The organism is Acinetobacter sp. Marseille-Q1618 (assembly GCF_902809855.1).
Classification (GTDB): domain Bacteria; phylum Pseudomonadota; class Gammaproteobacteria; order Pseudomonadales; family Moraxellaceae; genus Acinetobacter.
On record NZ_CADDWJ010000001.1, the window covers coordinates 770,293 to 795,052 of the forward strand.

20 protein-coding genes and 1 pseudogene are annotated in these 24,760 nt (G+C 37.2%); 13 read left to right on the top strand and 8 right to left on the bottom strand.

Going from position 1 to position 24,760, the window contains the following annotated elements; genetic code table 11:
- Positions 1-63: 63 nt before the first annotated feature.
- From HUS24_RS03545 to HUS24_RS03575, 7 genes are all read right to left on the bottom strand, one after another.
- Positions 64-1,008 (bottom strand): phosphatidate cytidylyltransferase, encoded by a 945-nt coding sequence (locus HUS24_RS03545; protein ID WP_173910659.1) that lies wholly within the window; start codon positions 1,006-1,008, stop codon positions 64-66.
- Positions 1,005-1,706, bottom strand: a complete 702-nt coding sequence (locus tag HUS24_RS03550) for a 1-acyl-sn-glycerol-3-phosphate acyltransferase (protein WP_173910660.1) — start codon at positions 1,704-1,706, stop codon at positions 1,005-1,007. Before HUS24_RS03550 ends, HUS24_RS03545 begins: the two co-directional genes overlap by 4 nt.
- Positions 1,707-1,958: 252 nt before the next feature.
- Positions 1,959-2,891, bottom strand: a complete 933-nt coding sequence (locus HUS24_RS03555) for an HpcH/HpaI aldolase/citrate lyase family protein (RefSeq protein ID WP_173910661.1) — start codon at positions 2,889-2,891, stop codon at positions 1,959-1,961.
- A gap of 4 nt (positions 2,892-2,895) precedes the next feature.
- Positions 2,896-4,050, bottom strand: coding sequence for a cysteine protease StiP domain-containing protein (locus HUS24_RS03560; RefSeq protein ID WP_173910662.1), 1,155 nt, complete (start codon positions 4,048-4,050; stop codon positions 2,896-2,898).
- Positions 4,043-4,825: an HAD family hydrolase gene (locus HUS24_RS03565; protein WP_173910663.1), complete on the bottom strand. Its 783-nt coding sequence runs from the start codon at positions 4,823-4,825 to the stop codon at positions 4,043-4,045. Before HUS24_RS03565 ends, HUS24_RS03560 begins: the two co-directional genes overlap by 8 nt.
- On the bottom strand, positions 4,815-5,936 hold the full coding sequence (locus HUS24_RS03570; protein WP_173910664.1) for a phosphoribosyltransferase domain-containing protein: 1,122 nt from the start codon (positions 5,934-5,936) through the stop codon (positions 4,815-4,817). The genes HUS24_RS03565 and HUS24_RS03570 overlap by 11 nt, the downstream gene beginning before the upstream one ends.
- A gap of 9 nt (positions 5,937-5,945) precedes the next feature.
- On the bottom strand, positions 5,946-6,953 hold the full coding sequence (locus tag HUS24_RS03575) for an ATP-grasp domain-containing protein (RefSeq protein WP_173910665.1): 1,008 nt from the start codon (positions 6,951-6,953) through the stop codon (positions 5,946-5,948).
- Positions 6,954-7,311: 358 nt separating this feature from the next.
- On the opposite strand from HUS24_RS03575, the gene HUS24_RS03580 reads away from it, so the two are divergent.
- From HUS24_RS03580 to HUS24_RS03635, 12 genes are all read left to right on the top strand, one after another.
- Entirely contained in the window at positions 7,312-8,553 is a 1,242-nt protein-coding gene (locus tag HUS24_RS03580; RefSeq protein WP_173910666.1) for a TerD family protein, read from the top strand.
- Positions 8,554-8,594: 41 nt separating this feature from the next.
- On the top strand, positions 8,595-9,170 hold the full coding sequence (locus HUS24_RS03585) for a TerD family protein (RefSeq protein WP_130073413.1): 576 nt from the start codon (positions 8,595-8,597) through the stop codon (positions 9,168-9,170).
- A 14-nt stretch (positions 9,171-9,184) separates the two neighbouring features.
- Positions 9,185-10,294, top strand: coding sequence for a DUF475 domain-containing protein (locus HUS24_RS03590; protein WP_173910667.1), 1,110 nt, complete (start codon positions 9,185-9,187; stop codon positions 10,292-10,294).
- A 3-nt stretch (positions 10,295-10,297) separates the two neighbouring features.
- Positions 10,298-10,876, top strand: a complete 579-nt coding sequence (locus tag HUS24_RS03595; protein WP_065995109.1) for a TerD family protein — start codon at positions 10,298-10,300, stop codon at positions 10,874-10,876.
- 111 nt (positions 10,877-10,987) lie between these two features.
- Entirely contained in the window at positions 10,988-12,298 is a 1,311-nt protein-coding gene (locus HUS24_RS03600; protein ID WP_173910668.1) for a VWA domain-containing protein, read from the top strand.
- Positions 12,299-12,309: 11 nt separating this feature from the next.
- Entirely contained in the window at positions 12,310-13,026 is a 717-nt protein-coding gene (locus HUS24_RS03605; protein WP_173910669.1) for a TIGR00266 family protein, read from the top strand.
- 10 nt (positions 13,027-13,036) lie between these two features.
- Positions 13,037-13,624: a TerD family protein gene (locus HUS24_RS03610; RefSeq protein WP_173910670.1), complete on the top strand. Its 588-nt coding sequence runs from the start codon at positions 13,037-13,039 to the stop codon at positions 13,622-13,624.
- A gap of 504 nt (positions 13,625-14,128) precedes the next feature.
- Positions 14,129-15,853 (top strand): potassium-transporting ATPase subunit KdpA, encoded by a 1,725-nt coding sequence (kdpA, locus tag HUS24_RS03615; protein ID WP_173910671.1) that lies wholly within the window; start codon positions 14,129-14,131, stop codon positions 15,851-15,853.
- Between the two features lie 11 nt (positions 15,854-15,864).
- Entirely contained in the window at positions 15,865-17,907 is a 2,043-nt protein-coding gene (kdpB, locus tag HUS24_RS03620) for a potassium-transporting ATPase subunit KdpB (protein WP_173910672.1), read from the top strand.
- A gap of 18 nt (positions 17,908-17,925) precedes the next feature.
- Positions 17,926-18,528: a potassium-transporting ATPase subunit KdpC gene (kdpC, locus tag HUS24_RS03625; protein ID WP_173910673.1), complete on the top strand. Its 603-nt coding sequence runs from the start codon at positions 17,926-17,928 to the stop codon at positions 18,526-18,528.
- Between the two features lie 162 nt (positions 18,529-18,690).
- Positions 18,691-21,342 carry a sensor histidine kinase KdpD gene (locus tag HUS24_RS03630; protein WP_173910674.1) on the top strand — a complete coding sequence of 884 codons (2,652 nt, stop codon included), beginning with the start codon at positions 18,691-18,693 and terminating at the stop codon, positions 21,340-21,342.
- 57 nt (positions 21,343-21,399) lie between these two features.
- Positions 21,400-22,116, top strand: a complete 717-nt coding sequence (locus HUS24_RS03635) for a response regulator (RefSeq protein WP_173910675.1) — start codon at positions 21,400-21,402, stop codon at positions 22,114-22,116.
- Positions 22,117-22,324: 208 nt separating this feature from the next.
- Here HUS24_RS03635 and HUS24_RS03640 read toward each other — a convergent pair whose 3' ends face one another.
- On the bottom strand, positions 22,325-23,197 hold the full coding sequence (locus HUS24_RS03640; protein WP_173910676.1) for a LysR substrate-binding domain-containing protein: 873 nt from the start codon (positions 23,195-23,197) through the stop codon (positions 22,325-22,327).
- Between the two features lie 123 nt (positions 23,198-23,320).
- Between HUS24_RS03640 and HUS24_RS03645 the strand changes: the two are divergent.
- A pseudogene (locus HUS24_RS03645) lies at positions 23,321-24,720 on the top strand (aspartate ammonia-lyase).
- The last annotated feature ends 40 nt before the right edge of the window (positions 24,721-24,760 follow it).

Genomic DNA, 24,760 nt, shown 5'->3' on the forward strand with positions numbered 1-24,760 from the left:
GGGAAATATTAGATTTCCCCATCCTTTATATGTTATTGATTATTATATAAAAAATATAGTTTCTTAACTCCACCAATAACGCAAGATATGAAAGAAAATAGGGGCTGAAAAGCAAATCGAATCAATACGATCTAACATGCCACCATGCCCATGAATCAACTGTCCCCAGTCTTTGACTCCACGATCACGTTTGATTGCAGACATGACTAAACCACCAAAGAAACCAAAAACGCAAACAATTAATCCTATAAAAGCAGCCTGTAAATGAGTGAAGGGAGTGAGCCATGCCATGAGCACGCCTAAACCTGTAGCAAGAATGATGCCTCCAACTAAACCCTCAACCGTTTTGGAGGGTGATAATACAGGTGCAACTTTATGTTTTCCAAATAATTTTCCACAAACATATTGTAAGACATCAGATGCTTGTACCACCATAATCAACCAAATTGCTAACCAAATCTTCTCTCCATCAAAGCCTGGAAGTTTCAAATTTAATAAGGCAGGAACGTGAGAAATACAAAACACACTGACCATTAAGCCCCATTGGATTTTAGAACTACGCTCTAAAAAATGGGTCGTGTCTTCTTGCTTTAGGCTGGCGATTGGAATCAGTAAAAAGACATACAGGGGAATGAAGATCGAATATAAACCATACCAGTCGGTATAAATTAAATAATATTGATAAGGAATAACAAAGTAAAAAGCGATCAGTAAGGGAAAATAATCACCACGCCGAGTCGGTAGTAAACTAATAAACTCACGTAATGCAAATAAAGAAATAATACCAAACAGAATGATAAATGCAGTTTTTCCGAGCAAAATCGCTGCACCAATCACAATTAACATCACCCACCATGCATTGATGCGCGCATTTAAATTGTCAATGACAGGCGAGGGTGCTGTACCTGCACGCTGCTTTAAAACAAATCCAACTGTTGAGGCAAAAATTAAAATCGCTGCGAAAATACCAAATAATAAGTAAGTTTGTTCTAAGTTATCTAAGGTCATTGGTTTTCAACCTCTTTTAATTTCAGGAGTTGTTGTTGTGCATATGCTAAAAATTCGGTTTTATCCATTTCAAAATGCTGCTCCAGAGGACAACCAAAACAGACAGTAGACAATAAAGGCAAAGGAATAAATGCTCCTTTAGGCATCACACGTTTTAAGTTTGAAATCCATACAGGGACAATTTCGATCTCAGGAAATTGTTGATGTAAATTAAACAAACCACTTTTAAATTTTAATAATTCAACATCATCATTTAAATTACGCGTGCCTTCAGGAAAGAAAATAATAGAATAGCCTTGTTCTAAAGCATCTTTAATCGGTTGTAATGGGTCTTGGTTATTCTCACGATTGCGCTGAATGGTGACGCCATTAAAGGTATTATGGATCAGAAAACGGCGCATGCCATCTTTAAGCCAATAATCAGATGCTGCCACAGGTTTGGTTTTTCTGCGTATCGCAGTGGGTAAAGATGACCACAACAAAATAAAGTCAATATGACTATTATGATTGGCATAATAAATACGTTGTTTGCACTCTTCAGGCTGGCAGCCGACCCATAAACTACGTGCACCGGTCAATAAACGTGCGCCACGCCGAGTTAAAAAAGAGATAAAACGAGCAAGATAGTTTGAAACCCCTGTTTTTTGTTGGGTTGTTAAATGTTGTTGATTATTATCCTGTGGTGCTATTTGCGTCATAATAAAACCAAGTTTGTTATTGTACGAATAAGATGAAATAAAGCTATTAAAGCAAGATATTACATGATGAGTAAAGTAATTTATAATTTCAAGCACTTAAACGCATTATATCTTTAACAGGTGATGTAATTAAAATTCACAGTAAATCTGCTGGCTTAGAGCCTAAAAATTTATACTTTTTAAATATTGATAATTTTTGAATGAAAGAAAATAAAAGTGAAAAAGCAAAAATTGCAATTTCACTATGATTTGCTATGCATTTAATTTAAACACATCACTTTGTTGAATTAAATTTGATTTATTTAAACCAAAGGTTTTATAGCGTAAAAGTACCATTTCAGCCCAATTGCGATGTGTTGCAGGTTCTAACATTGAGCCTTGACTTTTAAATACGCTCTTGGCATCAATCGCTAATACTTGTTGTGCTTCTTGAAATTCTTCATTAGACACTTGAAATGCCTGATGAATAAAATCAATTTGTGTTGGGTGAATGGCAGTTTTGGTATAAATACCATTATTCATGTCTTGTATGAGTTCACTCGATAAAATCTGTGTATTTTCGATATGTTCACACACTGGAGAGCTGAGTTGAAAACCTGCAGGAATGTATAAACCTGCCAGTTGTGAGATCAGCATACCCACAGGGGTTTGATAAATAGTCGTATTTTTCGGACGGCGCAGATGTAAACATGACAATAAATCATTACCACCGATTCTTAAACATAATGTTTTATGAAAATCATATTTTAGTGCTTGTTGTAACTCAACATTGTGACCCATATCAAAAATTTCTTTGGTTTCAAAGGTTGGCATTAAATTGATATGAGAAGGCAAAACCTCCATCCATTGCATTAAATTATGCAAGGTAAATTTCGGTAAAATCATACCGCTAATGGTATGGTGTAAATCCCAGTCTACAATATATTTTGCCATTTCGATATGGCGTGGACGGATAAACAGTGCAGGTGCTTTCAGGTTTGGATGTTCTGCGCGTTTTTGCAAGAGTGCTTTTAAATTCACCATTGCTGTTTGTACATCTTTTTCTAAAACAGCATCTTCCAAACATACAGCAATAGACTTTAGATTGGTAAATTTATTACCTTCCGTCACGTCCCATAAATTTTCATGCGTGGCAGGAATATACATGGTCGCACCAAGTTCAATGGCGTGTTGTAATTGCTTCATTGTATTATTTTCCAATTTTTTTAATTAAAGTCACTGCATGATATGGGCCTAATTTTGAACCTAAAATGTCGACTGGGACATGCTGTTGTTGCGCAAAATGTAACAGTAACTGAACGTGAGGATTATGTTCATCTCGAATTAAAATACGTTCAGGCACACGTCTAAGTACGGCACGGGTCGCTTCTGCAATACTCGGTTTAATATGGTTAATGTTATCGATGTGATATTGTGTAGCAATCCAGTCAACCGTAGCTAAACACTGTTTTTGCTGGGCTAAACGAATGTGGTTATTCCATTCAATCTTTTCTTGCGTTGGCTGTTGCTCAATAATATTTAAAATATCTTGGATGAATTGTATAGATAAATCGTGTTGCTCAAGATGTGTATAAATCACACAATCATGCCAGTTTTCAGGGTTATAACAAGCGGATTCTGCTTCTGTTTGGTCAATATCTGCACGTAAAATACTGCGTGAAGTTAAACCTGAAATGACTGAACCTAAGATGCCAAAAGGGATGAGCCAATCTTCACAACTGGCACTGAGCCAAGAATAACCGCCTAAATCAGACAAGGTGACAAGGCGAGGAATCTCCCAACCCGCATCAAATAGTTGAGGATAGTTTTGTAGGTTTTTGGTGAGTTCACGGCAAATCGCACCTTTGCCTGTCCAACCATCGACAAAAACAATATTTTCAGCACCATGTTGTTGAATGATGGCATTCAGCGCAGCAAAATCAATGCCGCGATCACGAATGATGCTAATCCCATAATGAAAACAAGCTTGATGTTTGCTAATACAATGTTTAAGTAAAACGCCTAAAGGGACACCTGCACGCACCAAACTTACCAAAATAATAGGCTGATTTGGAAAGCGAGTCATTAAAGCTTGACTGAGTTGTTGAACTTCTCGTGCTAAGCGTTCCGCACCGTGTTTGAAAGCATGTTGAAAATGTTTTAAATGTTCAGATGACGGGGCTTTTTCCTCACTGATCATTTCTGAATAGTGTTTTTTGCCTGATTGAATCAGGCGTTCTTTTTCTGCTACAGGCGTGGGTTTAAGCTTGGTGATATTAAGCAAAAATGTAATATCTTGTGGACGATAAGAGCCATGAAAACCAAGATTTGCCAATCTTTGATTAATATCATTTAAATTAGACATGCCCTAAGAATCCTTTCTGTCGATGATCACTGCTTAAGTTGTGTGCTAAAAACTGGTCAAGTTGACTGTTTTTTGGCATACCGAACCAATCACAGCAGCCCAAAAAACCTGCATCAGACAGGCTATCGCCCCAACCCAAAATGACACGTTCGCCTTGAGGGTCATATTTTTCAATAAAAAACTCAACCGCTTTTTGTTTAGAAACAAACTTTGGAATAACTGCTAAATTATTGCCATTAATATGGATATAGCAATGTTCTAACACATCTTTCGGTAAATGTTGTACCAATTGGTCTAAAAAAAGCCCATCTTCTGGTTGGTTTTGTTTGGCAACAGTATAAATTTTGAGATCATTTTCCTCGACTGTCCACGTGCGAATCGAGCCTAAGTCATGGGCTGTTTTTAGTAAAATATCAGGTAATTCTTGTAATAAGTCATTTAAGTCAGCAACTGCTTGTTGTTGAATGTGAAACCAATCCATATCAATATTTTGTTGTGCATCAATAATGGTACCGCCATGTGAACAGACTGCGCCATATTGAAAAGGTAAATGCACACGTTGCAAGGCTTCAACTGAACGTGCAGTCACAGGCACAACTTCAGCAGAGTCTAATAACCAGTTTACAAAAACTTGCTGTTTGGGCTTCATATAAGACAAAGGTTGCCCAGACTTATCTGTAGTTGCAATCTTATGCAAATCAGTTGGTGTGGATTTGCGATTGGTTTGGAATAACGTGTCGTCTAGATCAACAAATACCAAAGGCTTATGCTTCATAATGAATCACTTCTAAATTTTCAATTTGCTCAAAAAGTGTAGGGTCTACACTGTGCTGTTCTGTTTCGATGACCAATAACACACGGTCAAACTGTTGATGTCGGACGTTATAGGCATAATTGTTAATATTCAGCCCATAATTATCAGTAAATGCACAAATACTTTGAATTGCATGTCCTTGCATGATCGGTGAACGGGTAGTGGAGCTGTAATAGACTTCTGCACCTTGTTGTTCTAATTGTTCTGCAATTAGAAAAGGAATCCAACTGAACTCACCTGAACCTAAAACTAAAATTTTTTCATTTGGCTTTTTAACCTGAACATTAGCCCAAGCTTGGCAGTCTAGGTAACTCGGCTCACGCCCCCAATCATGTGGTGCAATAATGCGCTGTGCTTCTTGGTTGGTTTTATTAACATCAGGCATATTGATTTCAATTTGATTTTGATTGGCTTGCCAATGCCACGAACCATGCAGCAGCGAAACAACTTCAATGGGAATACCCACATCAAGATCATTTAAATGTTCTTCTGCCCAATTAACCAATGTCACTAAAATAATACGCTCAACCTGTTCAAGCCCTGATTTTTTTAGGCTCATGATCAGGTTTTTAAAAGTTTTTCCTGTAGAAATTTCATCATCCACCAAAATCAAAGTTTTAGATTGAATTAAATGTTGATGTTTTTTTGCATCATGACTGCTCAAAATAAACTGATCTTGGGCGTGACTATGTTCTTCTAAAAATAAACCTAAAGTAGGCAAAGCATCGACAGGATGACGTGTCGTTGTCACAAAAAGCGCATTTTCAGCAAAATCTTTTTTTAGTTCACGGTACACGCCTGCACCTAAACCTACAGCCGTTTCCGCCATACCAATCACAGTAATTGGATAAGGTAAATCTTTGGGAACTAAGGCACATAAGTCTACATAACTGCGTTGCATGGTAGAGGGTGCTACAGGAATATGTTTACCTAAGACTTTGGAAACAAATAAAAAAGCACGTTTTGGGTTAATTCTTTCTGCAAAACCTAATAATTGATCTAAATCCCAATGCGGGTGATGTTGACGAACCGAAACACGAATACAACCACGACTTAATTCAATTTCTTTCATTGATAAATCTTAATCCATTTTAAAACTTTGTACTAAAGGCAATACTTTGACAGGTGAAATAGCTTTTTCACACGCTATATTGATGTTTAATTTTTTGGCGAAAAGTGCTGCGACCAAGTTCACCCCAGTATGTAAGGTGTATGCAAATCCACCTGCTGGACGCGCATTAATTTCTAAAATATGCCATTGCTGTTGTTGGTCTTTTTTAAATTGAATATTAATCAAACCGTCACAGTTGAAATGCTGAACCAGTTGTGTGCAAATTTCATGACAAGGATGTTGTAAAAAGCACTCTTGATGAAATTGATACTTAATACGTGTCACCTGTGCCAAAATTTTGCCTTGATCGCAAGCAATGTCAACTGAACATTCTTCACCATCCAAATAAGGCATGATCAAATAATCAATGGGTTGACTAAGCTGCGCATAGGCTTCTATAAATTGTTGCGTATTAGCGATAAATGGTGATTTAAAATGTTGAAAATAATTAATATCATCTTTTAAGCGTACAAAACCAGCCCCATACACGCCATGCACAGGTTTGGCACAGATTTCACCAAACTGTTGTTTAGCTTGTGAAATCGCTGTGTTTAATGTGTCGATACAATTCGCTTTGATTGCGGGAATATAAGGCAAATCTAAAGTTCTGCATTTTTCAGTAAATACAAATTTATCATCTATGCTTTCAAGCTCGTTGAGTGACATCGCACCCGTAATCAGTTGAATATTGTGTTTTTCAAATTGTTGTCTATGCAGCTCAATATATTGCGCTCTTTTTCCACAAAACAGTACATCAACTTTATGTTGAATACACTGTTGTAATAACCAATCGGCAGCATCCGCAATATTGGGTTGCTGAATAAAAACATCGGCAATATTTTGTAACTCTGGACGAAGTAAACTATGTGAGCAAATGATTTTCAAATGAGGCGCAAGTGAAGAATCTTTTAAGGCTTGAATAATATCCTTTTGACAAGAAAAGCTTTCAGCGATCCAAACTATATAATGATCTCTCACAATAAATTTTATTCTCAGTTCAGTTGAATTTTAAAAATTAAATAATAAAACCTTCACAATTTTTAAGTATTTCTCAATATAAGAGAAAATAAACAGCTTATAAAAGTCAGGTTGCTATTATTTTAGATAAATGAATAAAAGCGAGCGCAATATATAATTAAAATAGAATGACTTGCAATATTTTTTTACAGCGTCTTTGTTTGTATTTTTGTTAAAAAAAAGATTTTTATACTATGGCGTGTCATATTTTTATGTTAAAACTAAGCGATTCAAATATATTAAACCTACTTAGTTTAAATTTTGATTTCATTCAGAAATTCATTTTTTATAGATTTATAACAACGTCTTTGAGGATAATATGCAATTGATTGCAGGTGGTAATACTGGCTTAAATCAACAAAATGTTGAAATTTTAATAAAAACAAATGTTCCTGCGCATATTGATTTAGATATTACAGCCTATCTACTGGCGCAAACTACGCAAAAAGTCCGTGGCGATCAAGATATGATCTTTTATGGGCAGAAACAAACTGCAAATCGCAGTGTGACTTTAACTGAGTCTGCAAGTAAAGCCCCCTATGTGACCAAGTTAAGTGTCAATACTGCTTTGATTGATCCTCAAATCAACAAAATCGCAATTTGTGCGACCTTAAGTGAACCCCATGCAGTCAATGCCTTAGCACCGATTCAGCTTGAGTTGCAGGAAAATGGTCAAGTTGTTGCAACTGCAACCGTTGAAACGCAACAAAAGACTGAAAAAGCTTTAATTTTAGCGGAAGTGTATAAGCACAATGATAAATGGAAATTCCGTTTTGTAAATCAAGGTTTTAATGGTGGATTAAAGCCATTGGCAGAAAACTTTGGTGTTGAAATTGCGGCAGACACGACGCAAGCTTCGCCAACGCCAACGCCAACGCCAACGCCAACGCCAACGCCAACGCCAACGCCAACGCCAACGCCAACGCCAACGCCAAGCTCAGGTTTAAATTTATCTAAAATTAAACTCGATAAAACCAATTCAAGTATCAACCTCACCAAAAAAGGCTCAGGTTTTGGCAAAATTTCGGTGAATTTAAATTGGAACCAAGGGCAAGCGGCTCAGTCAGGTTCATTCTTTAAAAAATTGGTCGGTGGCAATAAAACAGTCGACTTAGATCTGGGTGCAATGATTCAGTTTAAAGGTGGTCAGATTGCATTGGTACAACCTTTGGGCAATCAATTTGGACATTATGATCGTCCGCCGTTTATCCATTTAGATGGCGATGACCGTACAGGTGCGAGAAGTACAGGTGAAAATTTACATATTAATGGTGATCGTTGGGATGAAATTGAACGTATTGTGATTTATACCTATATTTATTCTGGTGCAGCACAATGGGCAGCAACGGATGGTGTAGTAACGATTCGTATTCCAAATCAACCTGAAATCGAAGTACGTTTAACCGATGGTAATCACTTGACTACCTGTGCCATTGTCGAACTTAAAAATGTTGGTGGCAGCATTCAAGCCAACCGTGAAGTTCGTTATTTCCAAGATCAACAATATTTAGATCAACATTACCGTTTTGGATTCCGCTGGACACAGGGTTCTAAAGACTAATATTTTTTACATTCAATTTCATAGATAGAAGGATATGCGATATGGCTATTTCTTTAAATAAAGGTGGAAACTTATCACTAAGTAAAACAGATCCATCATTATCACAAGTACTTGTCGGTTTAGGTTGGGATGCACGTGCAACAGATGGTGCTGATTTTGACTTGGACGCATCTGCATTTTTATTAGGTGCAAATGACAAAGTTCGTGGTGAGCATGACTTTATTTTCTATAACCAAACCCGTTCTCCGGAAGGTTCTGTTGAACATACAGGGGATAACCGTACAGGTGCAGGGGATGGCGATGATGAAGCAGTTAAAATCAATTTAGGTTTAGTTCCTGCGGATATTCAAAAAATCGCAATTACTGTCACGATTCATGATGCTGAACAACGTGGTCAAAACTTTGGTCAGGTACAAAATGCGTTTATTCGTGTGGTCAATGATCAAAGTAATGTTGAAATCGTACGTTTTGATTTAAATGAAGACTATTCAACCGAAACAGCAATGGTGTTTGGCGAGTTATATCGTCATAACGGTGAATGGAAATTCCGTGCAGTTGGTCAAGGTTATGCGGGTGGCTTGCGTGCAATGTGCCATCAGTATGGCATCAGCATCTAAGATGAGTGGAATGAATGAAGCATTTTAGATTTTCGATAATTTTCACCATTATATGTTTAGCAATCTCAGCATATTGGGGTTTTACGCACGGGCCTGAAGCAGGTCTGATGATGATGCTTAAAGTATTGGCGATCACCAGTATTTTGGCGATCATGGAAGTGTCATTGTCCTTTGATAATGCCGTGGTCAATGCATCAGTATTGAAGCATTGGGATGCATTTTGGCGTAAGTTATTCTTAACTGTCGGTATCATCGTTGCTGTTTTTGGTATGCGATTGGTCTTCCCATTGCTCATTGTTGGTGTGACTGCTGATATGAGTATGGTTGAAGTGGCAAAATTAGCCCTGAATGATCCTAAAACATATTCAGAAAAACTGATGGATCATCATGCTGAAATTGCGGCTTTTGGTGGTATTTTCTTATTACTTGTGTTCTTAAACTTCCTTTTTGATGATGAAAAAGATGAACATTGGTTTCATTGGTTGGAATCAAAACTGGCAGATTTAGGTAATATTCAAGCAATCTCCGTTTTTATTTCACTGATCGTACTGTTAGTCATCGCAGGTTTTGTTCCAGATGCACAGCGTCTAGTTGTGGTGATGGCGGGAATCTGGGGTATCGTGGTTTATGTCGGTGTGCAAGTCATTGGACATTTACTTGAAGGCAGTGGCTCAGATGAGGATGAAGACGAAAATGAGAAATCTCCATCCAATGGCAATGCAACGGTTACAGGTACAGTGGTGAAAGGTGGTATCGGTGGCTTCTTATATCTAGAAGTTTTAGATGCTTCATTTAGTTTCGACGGTGTAATTGGTGCTTTCGCAATTACCAATGATGTTGTTGTGATCATGTTAGGTTTGGCGATTGGTGCGATGTTTGTTCGTTCTATGACCATTTACCTCGTTGAAAAAGGTACATTGGATGCCTATGTATATCTAGAGCATGGTGCACATTATGCAATTGGTGCTCTGGCATTGATTATGTTGGCAAGTGGTACAGGTGTGCATGTACCAGAAGTTGTCACAGGATTAATTGGTGTGGCGTTCATCGTATGGGCGGTTTTCTCATCAATTTCTTATAGTAAAAAGCAGCAACAACTCGAATCAAATCAAGAAGGAAATTAAAAAATGGCAATTAGCTTATCTAAAGGCGGTAACATTAACCTCTCTAAAACTGCACCTACCATGAACAAGGTAGATTTAGGTTTAGGTTGGAACCCACGTGTAACTGACGGTAAAGCATTTGACTTAGATGCTGTGGCATTTTTAACAGATGAAAATGGCAAAGTAACAGGTGACGGTGGTTTTATTTTCTTTAACCAAAAAGTTTCTCCATGCGGTTCTGTCACGCACCAAGGGGACAACCGTACAGGTGATGGCGACGGTGATGATGAAACCATTTCTGTAGATTTGTCTAAAGTTCCTGCGGATATCGCAAAAGTTGTATTTGCAGTAACCATCCATGAAGGTCAACAAAATGGTCAAAACTTTGGTCAAGTGGACAAAGCCTATATCCGTGTGATCAACCAAGATGCAAATGGCGAAGAGCTTGCACGTTTTGACTTGTCTGAAGATGGTAGTACTGAAGTTGCGATGATTTTTGGTGAATTATATCGTCACAGTGGTGAGTGGAAATTCAAAGCAGTAGGTCAAGGCTTTAACGGTGGTTTAGGCGCATTGGCTGCAAGCTATGGCGTTGCTGTTTAAGTTGTAATTTAAACACCAGTACTAAAAGAGCAATCTTTTAGTACTTGAAAATGATTTTATTCCTTTGGCTATTTTATAGATTATTTTCAAGTACTAAAATAGAGAACAATTATGCAATTGGTTTCAGGACAAAAGTTCGCATTGGCACAACTGTTACAGTCTACTTTACAATTTACTGTACGCGTTCAAGTGCAAGCCAGTTTTGAGATTGATATCTCTAGCTTTGGTTTGGGGGAAAATAATAAGCTCTATCATGATGATTATATGACTTTTTATAATCAACCTAAAACGCCTGAACAAGAAGTACAATATGCTCAACAAGCCCAACAGCATATTTTTCAATTTGATCTGAGTCAGATTGATATTCAAAAAACACCTCGTTTTGTTATTTGTGCGACCACCGACCAAGCAACTTTAAACAATATTCAACAAATTCAAGTCGAATTGCTTAATCCACAAGCGCAAGTTTTGGCAAGTTACCATCTGACAAGTACACATTTCCAGCAAGAAAAAGCTGCAATGTTGTGTGAAATCTATTTTAAAAATGCTGCTTGGCGTATGGCTGCGATAGGTCAAGGTTTTAATGGGGGTTTAAAAGCTTTGGTTGAATATTTTGGTGGGAAAGTTGCAGATGAAAATGTCTCTGCTCTGGTGGAAAATACCACAACTTCACAAAATATTTCCTCAACTACCTCAACTTTAGATTTAAAGAAAAATTTAGTTTTAGATAAAATCGAAAAATCTGCACCACAACTTTTAGACCTCACCAAAAAATCATTACTGAGTTTAGAAAAAAATAATTTACTCGGTGTAAAAGCACGTGTGGCATTGGTACTAGATTATTCAGGTTCAATGAATCAGCAATATAAAAAAGGTGATGTGCAAAAAGTGCTAGACCGCATCATGCCTTTGGCAGTGAATTTTGATGATGATGGTAGTTTTGAATGTTGGGCATTTGCACAGTATGCTTTGCGTTTAAGTGACGTGCATTTGGGAAATTTAAAAAATTACATCAATACTGAACAAGGCGGGCACAAGAAATGGGATGCAGGGGCACGTTTTAATAATGAACCTGTGGCGCTCAATGCTGTAATTGATTATTTTACCCAACAAAGCCGCTCCGATGTGCCTGTTTATGTAGTGTTTATCTCAGATGGTGGTGTGTCTGAAACCAAGAAGATTAAACAAATTTTAAAAGACGCATCGAATCAACCTATTTTTTGGCAATTCGTAGGTATTGGTGGTCGAAATTATGGAATATTAGAACAACTCGATGAAATGTCAGGTCGAGTAGTTGATAACTGTAATTTCTTTGCAATGGACAATATTGACAGCATGCCTGAGTCGCAACTGTATGATTTATTGTTAAATGAATTTCCAATGTGGCTCAAAGCTGCACAACAGAAAAATATAATCAAATAGGACAGAGAGCAATGGCAACATTTACCTTAGTCGGTAGTCCAGAACCTTTTTTACATGTCAATATGAAACATGGTGAGTCGATTTATTGTGAATCGGATGCCATGGTGATGGTAGAACAAAATCTTGAAGTCACAGGAAAATTACGTGGCGGTGTATTTCAGGCATTCATGCGTAAATTTACTTCAGGTGAGTCTTTATTTCAGCAGCAAATTAAGGCATCAAAAGGGGATGGTGAATGTCTATTATCCCCAAATTTAGATGGTGATATGCAAATTTTAGATGTTGGGCAACGTCAATATATTTTGTCAGATGGTGCATTTGTTGCTGCAACTGAACATACCAATATCAAAGCCAAAGTTCAAAGTAATATTGGTGGTGCATTGTTTGGTGGGACAGGTGGTTTTGTGGTGATGGAAACCAGCGGGCAGGGACAAGTCTGTATCTCAGGTAGCGGTACTTTACTTGAATTAGATATTACCCCTGAACAAGGTGAAGTGACGATTGATAATGGTCATGTCGCAGCATGGGATGCGTCTTTGAACTATAACATTGGTATGCCGACTTCAGGTGGAGGCGGTATTGTTGGAAATATTTTTAATAGTTTAACCAGTGGCGAAGGTTTAGTGATTAAGTTTCGTGGGCATGGCAAAGTAGTCGTGTGCTCACGAAACCGTGCAAGTTATTTACAATGGTTGGCATCAGCTTTAGGTCGTGGAAACTCAAATTGAGGGAAAATAAATGGGTATTAGTCTAGTCAAAGGTCAAAAAATTTCGTTAGAAAAACCAGATGGTTCTTCTTTAACAAAAATTTATTTGGGCGCAGGTTGGGATGTTGCGAAAGGCGGGGGCTTTTTAGGTGGTTTATTTGGTGGTGGTGGCGGTTCTATTGATTTAGACGCTTCTGCAATTTTATTTGATGCCAATAAACAAGTACTTGATAATGTTTGGTTTGCTCAGCTTCGTAGCCGTGATGGTAGTATTCAACATTCAGGTGATAATTTGACAGGTGAAGGCGATGGAGATGATGAGAAAATCTTTGTGGATTTGACACGCGTTCCTGCACAAGTTCAACAAATTGTATTTACGATTAGTAGCTTCCGTGGTCAAACTTTTGAAAAAGTGGAAAATGCATTTTGTCGTGTAGTCGATGAAACCAACAATACTGAAGTTGCAAAATATAATTTGTCAGCACAAGGTAATTACACTGCATTAATTATTGCGAAAGTGTATCGTCATAATAATGCTTGGAAAATGGCTGCGATTGGTGAAACCTGTAATGGTAAAACCATTCATGACATCGTTCCTGCGGTGTTGCCATTGCTATAAAAGAGCCTGTTAGTTGAAATTGGAGAGCTCATGCTCTTCAATTTAATATGACTAAAAATTGGATGAGTATTTAGACTGGTATTATAAATACCATCATAATTTAGTCGTTCTTCTTATGTTTACCTAAACCTAACTTTATAATGTTAAATATTATTTGGAGATTTTTATAGGTCTATATAAAATAAATTCAAACCATAATTCAGTAAATTCATCAACTTATAAATCACCTGACTATTTTATTTAAATTTGTTCTAACAATTGCTCTATTTAATATATTTTTACGCAAATTTTACGCTTAAGACATAGGCATGAATAGAGAATTTACGTTCATATTTTTCATACTTAGACATGGAATATCCCATAATTTAGGATGAAAGAGATGAGCGCTCAACACACCGCACATCAGCAAGTACAGTATTCAATAATATGCCTTGTACCTCAATTTAAACATCATATAAATAGCAGGATTTCTCCTTTAAATCATAAAAAAATAGGAGAAACACCATGCTAGAGTTCTTCTTAATTTTACTCATTGTGACAATTTTGGCTTATCCATTGGGTAAATATCTTGCCGCAGTCATGCGAAATGGTGAGATGAAAATAGACCCACTGTTCAATTGGGTCGAAAAGCCCATTTATGCTGTTTTAGGCACAAATCCAAAACACGGCATGAATGTCAAAACATATTTATTCAGCTTCGTGTTTAGTTGTAGCGTCATGGGGATACTGACTTGGATTCTGTTTATGGTGCAAGCGAGTTTGCCGTTGAATCCAAATCATGCCCCAAATATGTCATGGGATTTGGCTCTGCATACCATGATTTCATTTTTAACCAATACCAACCAACAGCACTATTCAGGGCAAGCACAACTCTCCTATTTATCACAAATGGTCGGGATCGTTGGTTTGCAAATCATCACACCAATGATGGGCTTAGCTATGGTGGTTGCAACAGTTCGCGCATTATTTTTCAAACAATCAAATGAAATGTCTGAATTTGGGCAACATGCAAGCTTGAGTAGCAAAGTTCAGCAGATTAATGTTGGGAACTATTGGGCAGATGTGATTCGCCCCACATGTCGCTTTTTGATTCCATTATGTATGGTTTGGTCGCTACTCCTTAATAGTCAAGGTGTGCCATCCACCTTTCAAACTGGACCAGAAGTTCAAGTCATTGACCAAAGTAGTGAAATAAAAACCCAAAAAATTCCTTTAGGTCCTGTTGCACCTATGGTGGCGATTAAACAACTTGGGAGTAATGGAGGTGGTTGGTACGAACCAAACAGCACAGTTCCTTTAGAAAATCCAACGCCATTATCTAATTTATTGGAAATGTTAGCAATTTTATTGATTCCCATTTCTGTGATTTTTATGTTGGGCTTTTTTACTAAACGTGCCAAGTTTGCAGGTTTTGTTTTTGGCTCAATGCTATTGATGTCTGTTATTTCCGCAAGCAGTGCGATTTGGTCAGAAAGCTTATCCTCAACTTCAATATTGCTATCAGCAATGGAAGGTAAAGAAGTCCGCTTTGGTGAAACTTCTTCTGCGATTTGGGCTGCAATCACCACACAAGTGAATAATGGTTCAGTCAATATGATGCATGATTCGTCTGCACCACTAACAGGTTTAGTGGCAATTGCCAACATGCTGATTAATGCGATTTGGGGCGGGATTGGTTGTGGCTTACAGCAATTTATGATCTATCTATTTTTAGCAGTCTTTATTGCAGGTTTAATGACAGGGCGTACACCTGAATTATTTGGACGAAAAATTGAAGCTGGAGAAATTAAATTGCTTGCTGTGGTGATTCTCATCCAATCGATTGTTATCCTCAGCTTGACTTCTATTGCTGTGTTTTTTTCTGAATTAACTGGAAATAGTAATCCGCAATATCACGGTATTTCTCAAGTTTTATATGAATATGTTTCTGCATTTGCCAACAATGGTTCAGGTTTCGAAGGACTTGCCGACAATACTGTGTGGTGGAATGTGAGTTGTGCAATTGCCTTATTGCTTGGACGTTTCCCAACATTAATTATTCCTTTATTGATCGCAACACGTTTAGCAGCCAAACGCCAAGCGCCTGAAAGTAGCGGTAGTTTGCAAGTAGAAACCCCAACATTTGCATTGACCTTGATTGCGATCGTGGTGATGTTGACCTTATTACAATTTATGCCAGTCCTCGTCTTAGGACCGATTGCTGATCATCTGTTATTGGTTCAAGCTTAAAGGTGAGTACAATGAATCATTCAAAACAAACTGCTCAAACGCAGCAAAACACAGTCACTTCAACGTTATTTCAAGCTGAAGCATGGAAAAATGCTTTTATCAAGTTATTACCGCAACATGTGATTAAAAATCCAGTCATGGCGATTGTTTGGCTCGGTACACTGATTACATTGATAAGTACGATTCTAGGGCAAGCCAGTCTTTTGTTTGGCTTATTGGTGACACTGATTTTATTTATCACCGTTTTATTTGCCAACTATGCAGAAGCAGTTGCAGAAGCTAAAGGTCGTGGACAAGCATCATCTTTACGTCAAGCACGTCAAAATTTAACAGCACGTCGCTTAAGTTCTAAAAATGATAATGAAGGTACGCAAATTCCTGCAACTGCATTGAAAATGAATGACTTGATCGAAGTCCGTGCAGGCGAGTTGATTCCTGCAGATGGTGAAATTATTCAAGGTTTTGCCACCATCAATGAAGCAGCGGTGACAGGTGAATCTGCCCCCGTACTGCGTGAAGCGGGAACCGATAAATCAGGAGTGATTGGGGGTACAAAAGTACTCACAGATCGTATCATCGTCCAAGTAACTGCTGAATCAGGCAATAGTTTCCTTGATCGAATGATTGCTTTGGTTGAGGGTTCAAATCGTCAAAAAACACCAAATGAAATTGCTCTAGGTATTTTACTCACTGTGATGACAGTGACTTTTATCATGGTGGTGGTGAGTTTGCCTTTTATTGGACATTTTCTACATATTGAAATCAATCCAATTCTATTAGTGGCATTATTGGTATGTTTAATTCCAACTACGATTGGTGGTTTATTACCTGCAATTGGTATTGCAGGGATGAATAGAGCCTTAAAAGCCAATGTAATCGCCAAATCTGGTAAGGCTGTGGAGGTTGCAGGTGATGTCGATGTATTACTGCTCGATAAAACAGGGACAATTACCTATGGTGATCGTCAAGCAACCGCTTTTTATCCATTAACTGGTGTAACTGAGTCGGAACTACGTCAAGCAGCTGTATTGACGTCATTGGCAGATCCAACACCAGAAGGGAAGTCAGTTATGGCTTTAGCAAAAGATCAAGGTGAACGAATTGTTGAGCCTACGCAAGCTGAATTTATTGCATTTAATGCGGCAACCCGAATTTCAGGGGTGAACTTACTGAATGGTGAGCAAATTCGTAAAGGAGCTTTGGATGCGATTTTAAAATTTACGTCACAACACATTGAGCAGCAAAGTGAATTAAAAACTCGTGTCGAGCAAGTAGCATCTAAAGGTGCAACACCTTTAGTCGTGGCAAAAGATAAAAATATTCTTGGTGTGATTGAACTTTCAGATGTGATTAAACAAGGCATCAAAGAAAAGTTTGCACGTCTACGTGAAATGGGCATTAAAACAGTTATGGTAACAGGGGATAATCCTTTGACTGCGGCTGCAATTGCTGCCGAAGCAGGCGTGGATGATTATATTGCCGAAGCGAAACCAGAAGACAAATTAAGCTGTATTCGTACTGAACAAAATAAAGGGCATTTAGTGGCAATGGTGGGTGATGGTACCAATGATGCACCTGCTTTGGCTCAGGCTGATATTGGTCTTGCCATGAATTCAGGCACGCAAGCAGCCAAAGAAGCAGGCAATATGGTGGATTTAGATTCAGACCCAACCAAATTATTGTCCGTGGTCGAAATTGGTAAACAGCAGTTGATTACGCGTGGTGCATTAACCACATTTTCTTTAGCAAATGATGTATCTAAATATTTTGCGATTTTACCTGCTTTATTTGTTGCAGCAATTCCGCAAATGAATGTTTTAAATATCATGCAATTAACAAGTTCAGAAAGTGCAATCCTTTCAGCTTTGATTTTTAACGCAATTATTATTCCGTTATTGATTCCGATTGCATTACGAGGTGTAAAGTTTAAACCTTCAACTTCAACACAATTATTGCGTCGTAATATGCTGATTTATGGTGTTGGCGGTGTTTTATTACCATTTGTAGCCATTAAAGTGATTGATTTAATGATTAGCCCCCTGTTTTCACTTTAATTTACGAGGATGATAAAAATGAATACTCAAAATAATCAATTAATTGATCTATCAATAGTTAAGTTAATGCGTGGTTCTCTTGGATTAAGTGTTATTGCATTGGGCTTATGTGGTTTTGTTTATAGTTCGATTGCAACAGGGCTTGGACAAGTGATATTTCCAGAGCAAGCCAATGGCAGTATGATCATTGAAAATAATCAAATTCTAGGTTCACGTTTGGTTGCACAGCCTTTTACACAAGCGAAATATTTTCACCCACGACCATCTGCAGCCAATTATGATCCCATGGCAATGTCTGGTAGTAATATGGCAAGAACCAATCCAGAATTAAATAAAACCATTAATGAACGGTTAAATAAAATCGCAGCACAGGAACAGATTAATCCAACAAATATCCCAGCGGATTTAGTCACTGCTTCAGGTAGTGGCATAGACCCTGAGATTAGTGTTCAATCTGCGATGATACAAGTGAAACGTATTGCTCAGACAAGACATATTGCTGATCAAGATGTGATGGAGTTGGTACAGCAACATACAGTTCAACCGACTTTTGGTATTTTGGGGCAGGCACGTGTCAATGTGCTTGAGTTAAATTTGGCTTTAGATCATATCGGGAAGTAATTTGAATCATTCGATCATTAATGTATTATTTTTAATAGATTTTTATTGAAAAGAAAAAACGTAATGTAAGTTTCCTCTCCTTAATAGGAGAGGGCTAGGGAGAGGTTTTATATGCAGAGTACCTTACTTTCTAACCTTCTACATTAAATAAGAAGCCCTAATATGACCGACCAACGAAGTAATAAAGCTGATGTCTTGCTACAACATACCCAACGTTATCAATCTGGACGTCTGACTATATTTTTAGGCGCTGCACCAGGTGTAGGTAAAACTTTTGCGATGTTGGTTCGTGCGCACGAGTTAGCTTTGCAAGGCATCAATATTGTGATTGCTTATGTAGAAACTCATGGGCGGGTTGAAACAGAAAATTTGATCACAGGTTTAACAGTCATTCCACGTAAAATAATTAACTATCAAGGTCATCAACTTGAAGAGATGGATTTAGACGCAGTATTGGAGAGAAAACCGAGTATTGTACTAGTTGATGAATTTGCACATACCAATATGCCCGGCAGTCGGCATGAAAAACGTTGGCAAGATATTAATGAATTATTGGATGCAGGTATTGATGTTTTTACCACGATGAACATTCAGCATTTAGAAAGTCTAAATGATGTCGTGTATCAAATTACAGGGATCCGTGTAGCTGAAACTGTGCCTGATCGAGTGTTTGAGCGAATACGAGATATTCGCCTAATTGATTTGCCTGTGAATGAATTACTAGAACGGCTAAATCAGGGCAAGGTATATGTGCCTGAGCAAGCACAACAAGCATTACAGCGTTTTTTTAATCACTCCAATTTAACCGCTTTACGTGAGCTTGCGATGCAAACAGTCGCTAGTCATGTGGATAGTGATGTTCGAGAAAGTTTTGCAGTGCATGGTATCGCACCAATTCCATTAAAAAATCATATCTTGATCATGATAGAAGGGAATGGGCATGCTGAAGCATTGGTTCGAGCAGGTTGCCGTATTGCAGAGCATCGTTTAGCACAGTGGACAGTTATAACATTTTCCAAAGCACCGAATCTACAAGCACAACCAGAAACAATACAAAGCCGAGAAATTGAAAGCGCTTTTAATTTGGCGCGTCAATTGGGGGGGATGACAGACGTTTTATATGGTCAGCAACATGCGCATACACTGTACGACTATGTTATGGATCACGGAATTTCAACGCTAGTTTTGGCACAAAGTTCCTCACAAAAGACATGGTTTCATTTTAAGCCAAATCTCGTTGAGCAGATTTTAAAACGGCAACCGAGTTTTGAACTCAGCATTGTACCAATTGTATCTGAGCATCGGCAGCAAAATTTTATTCCACAACAAGGAGCTTTTTTAACCTTTAGAGAAACTTCGTATGTATTGCTGACTACAGCAATCAGTATCGTCATTGCCAGTTTAGGAGAGAAATATCTTGGTATTGAAGAGCTTTCAGTTGTTTTTATTACTGCAGTAGTTTTTGTTGCATCTAAAACTCGCATGATTGCAGCCGTATTTTCAGCTCTTTTATTTTTCTTAGCGTATAACTTTTTCTTTATTTCACCGAAATTTACTTTGCAAATTTCAGCACATCAAGGCGTGATCACGGTGGTGGCTTTTCTTGGTGCAGCCTTGATTGCCAGTCGTTTAGCATCCCGCTTACGTGAACAGGTAACAGCATTAAAAGCAGCCAATAGTTATAACAGTATTATGCAGGATTTGGGACAAAAACTTTCAGTTGCCGTAGATCTTAGACAAGTACAAGACATTGCCAAAAGGAGTCTAAGCAAAAATTTAAAAGCTCAAATATGCTTATATTGTCCCGAAGCTTCAGATGCAAAAGCTATTTTAAAACAACTTACTGATAAGGAAAGAATTTCATTAGAATGGACATTTAAAAACTTACAAGCTTCAGGTCGTTTCACGCAAACTTTAACTGAAAATGCTTGGTGGTTTTTGCCTTTACTTGCCTCTAAACAATGTCTAGGTGTTATTGGCATTAAATTCTTACATGACCAAACCATTCTCAGCACTGAGCAAAAGTGCTTGGCAGAGGCAATGGTTGAATATATTGCACAAGCCATTTCTCGTACACAATTAGCCAAAGCGTTGGAAGCTGCTAATGTAAGCTCAGAAACTGAAAAATTGCGTTCAGCACTCTTATCTTCGGTTTCACATGACTTACGCTCACCTTTAGCTTCAATGATTGGCGCTGCAGATACATTGACTCATTATCGACATTCGATGGATGAACAAGATCAAAATAGCCTTTTAGAAGCGATTCATTTAGAAGGTGAGCGTTTAGATCGTTATATCCAGAACTTACTTGATATGACTCGTTTAGGGCATGAAGGTTTAAGTTTAAAACGTGATTGGATTGGTGTGGATGAATTGGTAGGTTCTGCTGTAAGACGCTTGCAACGCTATATGCCGCAAGCCATTATTGAAGTGTATTTGCCTGAGCAATCTCTAAATTTATTTGTTCATGCCGCATTAATTGAACAAGCCATTTTTAATGTTTTGGAAAATGCAGCAAAATTTTCACCAGAGCAACAAGCTGTTATTGTTGAGGTAATAAAAATTAATGATAATGAAATCGAGATTTCAATCAGTGATCAAGGTCAGGGCATCCCAGAGCATGAACGAGATCGGATTTTTGATATGTTTTATACCATGGAGCGAGGAGATCGTGGTCAATACGGTACAGGATTGGGACTAACTATTGTCAAAGCGATTATCGGCGCACATATGGGGAAAATTAGCGCATCATCTGCAAAGAATAATCACGGCACATGCATCCGAATTACATTACCAATTCAGCAGATTACATAAAGTGAAGTAAGATCAAAATCGGTAAGTCTTAGTTATCTAGTTGTGTAAGGAGTAAAAATGTCCGAGCAAAATGCCTCAGCGAGTTCCATGACGCATATTTTAATCATTGATGATGAAACACAGATTCGTAAGTTTTTAGATATTGCGCTGCGAGCACAAGGTTATAAAACATTATTGGCAGAAAATGGACAAAAAGGCTTAGCTTTATTGGCATTACAAGGTGCTGATTTAATTATTCTTGATCTTGGTTTACCTGATTTGGATGGCTTTGAAGTACTTGAGGAGTTGCGAATATGGTCAAAGACACCTGTGATTGTACTTTCTGTACGCGCGGATGAGGAAGAAAAAGTAAAATTACTAGATGCAGGGGCAAATGACTATGTGACTAAACCATTTAGTGTGCAGGAGTTAATGGCAAGAATACGTGTTTTATTACGACAATTTCAACATGCAACTGTTGAAACATCATTTTTTGACGATGGTGTTCTAAAAATTGATTTTACACAAAGACAAGTTTTTCTAAATCAACAGCTTATTTCACTTACCCGCAAAGAATATCAATTATTAAGTTTATTGGCTCAACATAAAGGGCAGTTGATAACTCAACCACAGATTTTAAAAGATCTTTGGGGACCATCACATCAGGAAGATACTCATTATTTACGAATCTTGGTAGCTAAGTTACGTGCCAAGCTGAATGATAATGCGGTGCATCCTAAATACATCGTGACAGAGCCTGGTATTGGGTTAAGGTTTTTGAATGTGTCAGCTTAGTATAGTTATTAGTGGTAATTTGAAAGATAATATCAAAGAGATTCATGTTGCCGAGCTGTGACACCAGTAGCGACTGCGTAGGTCACAGTCTTGGATATCTTATTTAACATAATATACATTATGCGAAATCCTTACTATAAAAACTAAACGATCTTACAATTATCATCCATAATCATGAATTAAATGCCACACTCATTAAAACCAGATATTAATGATGGATCAAATTTTCCCAGACCAGTTGTAAGTTTGGATTACGATTAATTTTACTTTTTAAAATATAAATCTCCTGAGTGAAATAAAAATTCGTATCACCAATAATTTTTAACTTATTTTGCTTAATTTCATTATTCACTACATTTCTCGGTAACCATGCAATGCCCAACCCTTGCAAAACAAGCTCTTTTAAATCAAGTGCATTGTCTGTTTCATATAAAATTTTATAATCTAATGATTGAATAATTTTATCGACATACTTACGTAAATACGCCTTTGAACCATAAGTTAATAACGGTAAATGTTGATCATTTTTTAAATCATAATTTTGTTCAGTTGTACATACTGGAATAATTTCCATTTCACCCAATTTACGGTATGTAATCAAGCTATTGTCTAGTGAATTAAGCAAGGTTGTATCTGCATAACAAATTAAAAAATGACAAATGCCCTCTTTTAAATTTTTCAGTCCTTCTCCGACATTATTGGTGGCAATTTCAAGATGAAAATCTTTCAATTTTTCAGGTAAATATTTAACAACTTGAGAAAAATAATTCGACATTAATGAGTGTGAAACTGAAAATTTAATAATTTTATCTTGTGTATTGAGCTTGTTTAACAAACTTAGAGTGAGATCGAGTTGATCTTTAATGTTTTTGGCTGTTGATAAAAGCACTTGTCCAACTTCATTAAATTCAATATTTTTGCTATTTCTGACTAAAATTTCTTGTCCTAAATCCAGCTCAATTTGTTGGATTCTTCGTGTAAAAGCGGATTGGCTCACAAAGCGATGTTCAGCAGCTTTTGAAATAGATTTCATATCATCTAGTGCCAAAATATCTTCAATCCAGCGAATATCTAAACTCATTTCTATTTCAACAATCTGCTTAAAATAACAATATTATATGCAAAATTTGCATACATTTTTTATTTTTTGCATTAGCCAGACGAAATTTTTAATTTTATGCTTTTATTAAATCCTCATTGGACAATGTTCATGTCTCATCATCGTTTAGAATCAGATTTACTTGGTCAAAAACAAATTCCCGCTCAAGCTTATTATGGTATACAAACCTTAAGAGCATTAGAAAATTTCAATTTAAGTTCAACTAAACTTTATCATTTTCCTTTATTTATCAAAGCACTTGCAATGGTTAAATTGGCATGTGCTGAAGCGAATCACAATACCGATAAACTTTCTTCAGAAAAGTTAAAAGCCATTCAATTTGCATGCAATGAATTAATACAAGATCGTTATCATGACCAATTCCAAATTGACATGTTACAAGGTGGTGCAGGTACTTCGACCAATATGAATGCCAATGAAGTCATTGCTAATATTGGTTTAGAGTTTTTAGGCTATGCAAAAGGTGAATATAAACATTTGCATCCAAATAATGATGTCAATATGTCACAGTCCACCAACGATGTTTATCCAACTTCAATCAAATTAGGCTTGTTACTAAGTTTGGAAAAATTAACGCAACCCTTTAATGAACTGGTAGAAAGCCTTGCACAAAAAGGCATTGAGTTTGCCAATATCGTTAAAATGGGACGTACACAATTACAAGATGCTGTACCGATGACACTTGGACAAGAATTTTCAGGTTTTTCAGCCACTTTAAAGAAAGATATTGAAAAAATTCTAGACATTTCTTCTGAAACATTATGCTATGTAAATCTAGGCGGTACTGCGATCGGTACAGGTATTAATGCTTCAGAACAATATAAGAAAAATGCACTTTCTGTACTTTCTGAAATTACGCATAGACCTATGATGAGTGCGCCACATTTGATCGAAGCAAGTTCAGACATGGGTGATTTTGTATTGCTTTCAGGGTTATTAAAACGGACTGCAACAAAATTATCCAAAATTGCCAATGACTTACGTCTACTTTCGAGTGGTCCACGCACAGGTATTAATGAGATAAATTTAGAGCCTCGCCAACCAGGCAGCTCAATCATGCCTGGTAAAGTAAATCCTGTGATTCCTGAAGCTGTGAATATTGCCTGTTATCAAATTATTGCCAATGATTTAGCGATTACACTTGCAGCAGAATCTGGTCAGTTACAACTCAACGCAATGGAACCTTTGATTGCACTTAAGTTATTTGAATCAATTGATCTGTTAGAAAAAACTGTAAAAATGTTCAAAAATTACTGTATTGATAGCGTGACTGCAAACGCATCACACTGTAAAAATTTAGTGGATAATTCTATTGGTATTATCACTGCATTAAATCCCTATCTTGGCTATGAAACTACGACACGGATTGCAAAAGCCGCGAACGAAACAGGCAAAAGTATTCTTACTATCATTGAAGATGAAAGCTATTAAGTAAGCAATCTTTGGATGATATTTTTTCGATTAAAAATTTAGTAAATTTCTAAATGTGCTATAAAACCAATAAAGGGAAAATGCTTTGGTGTT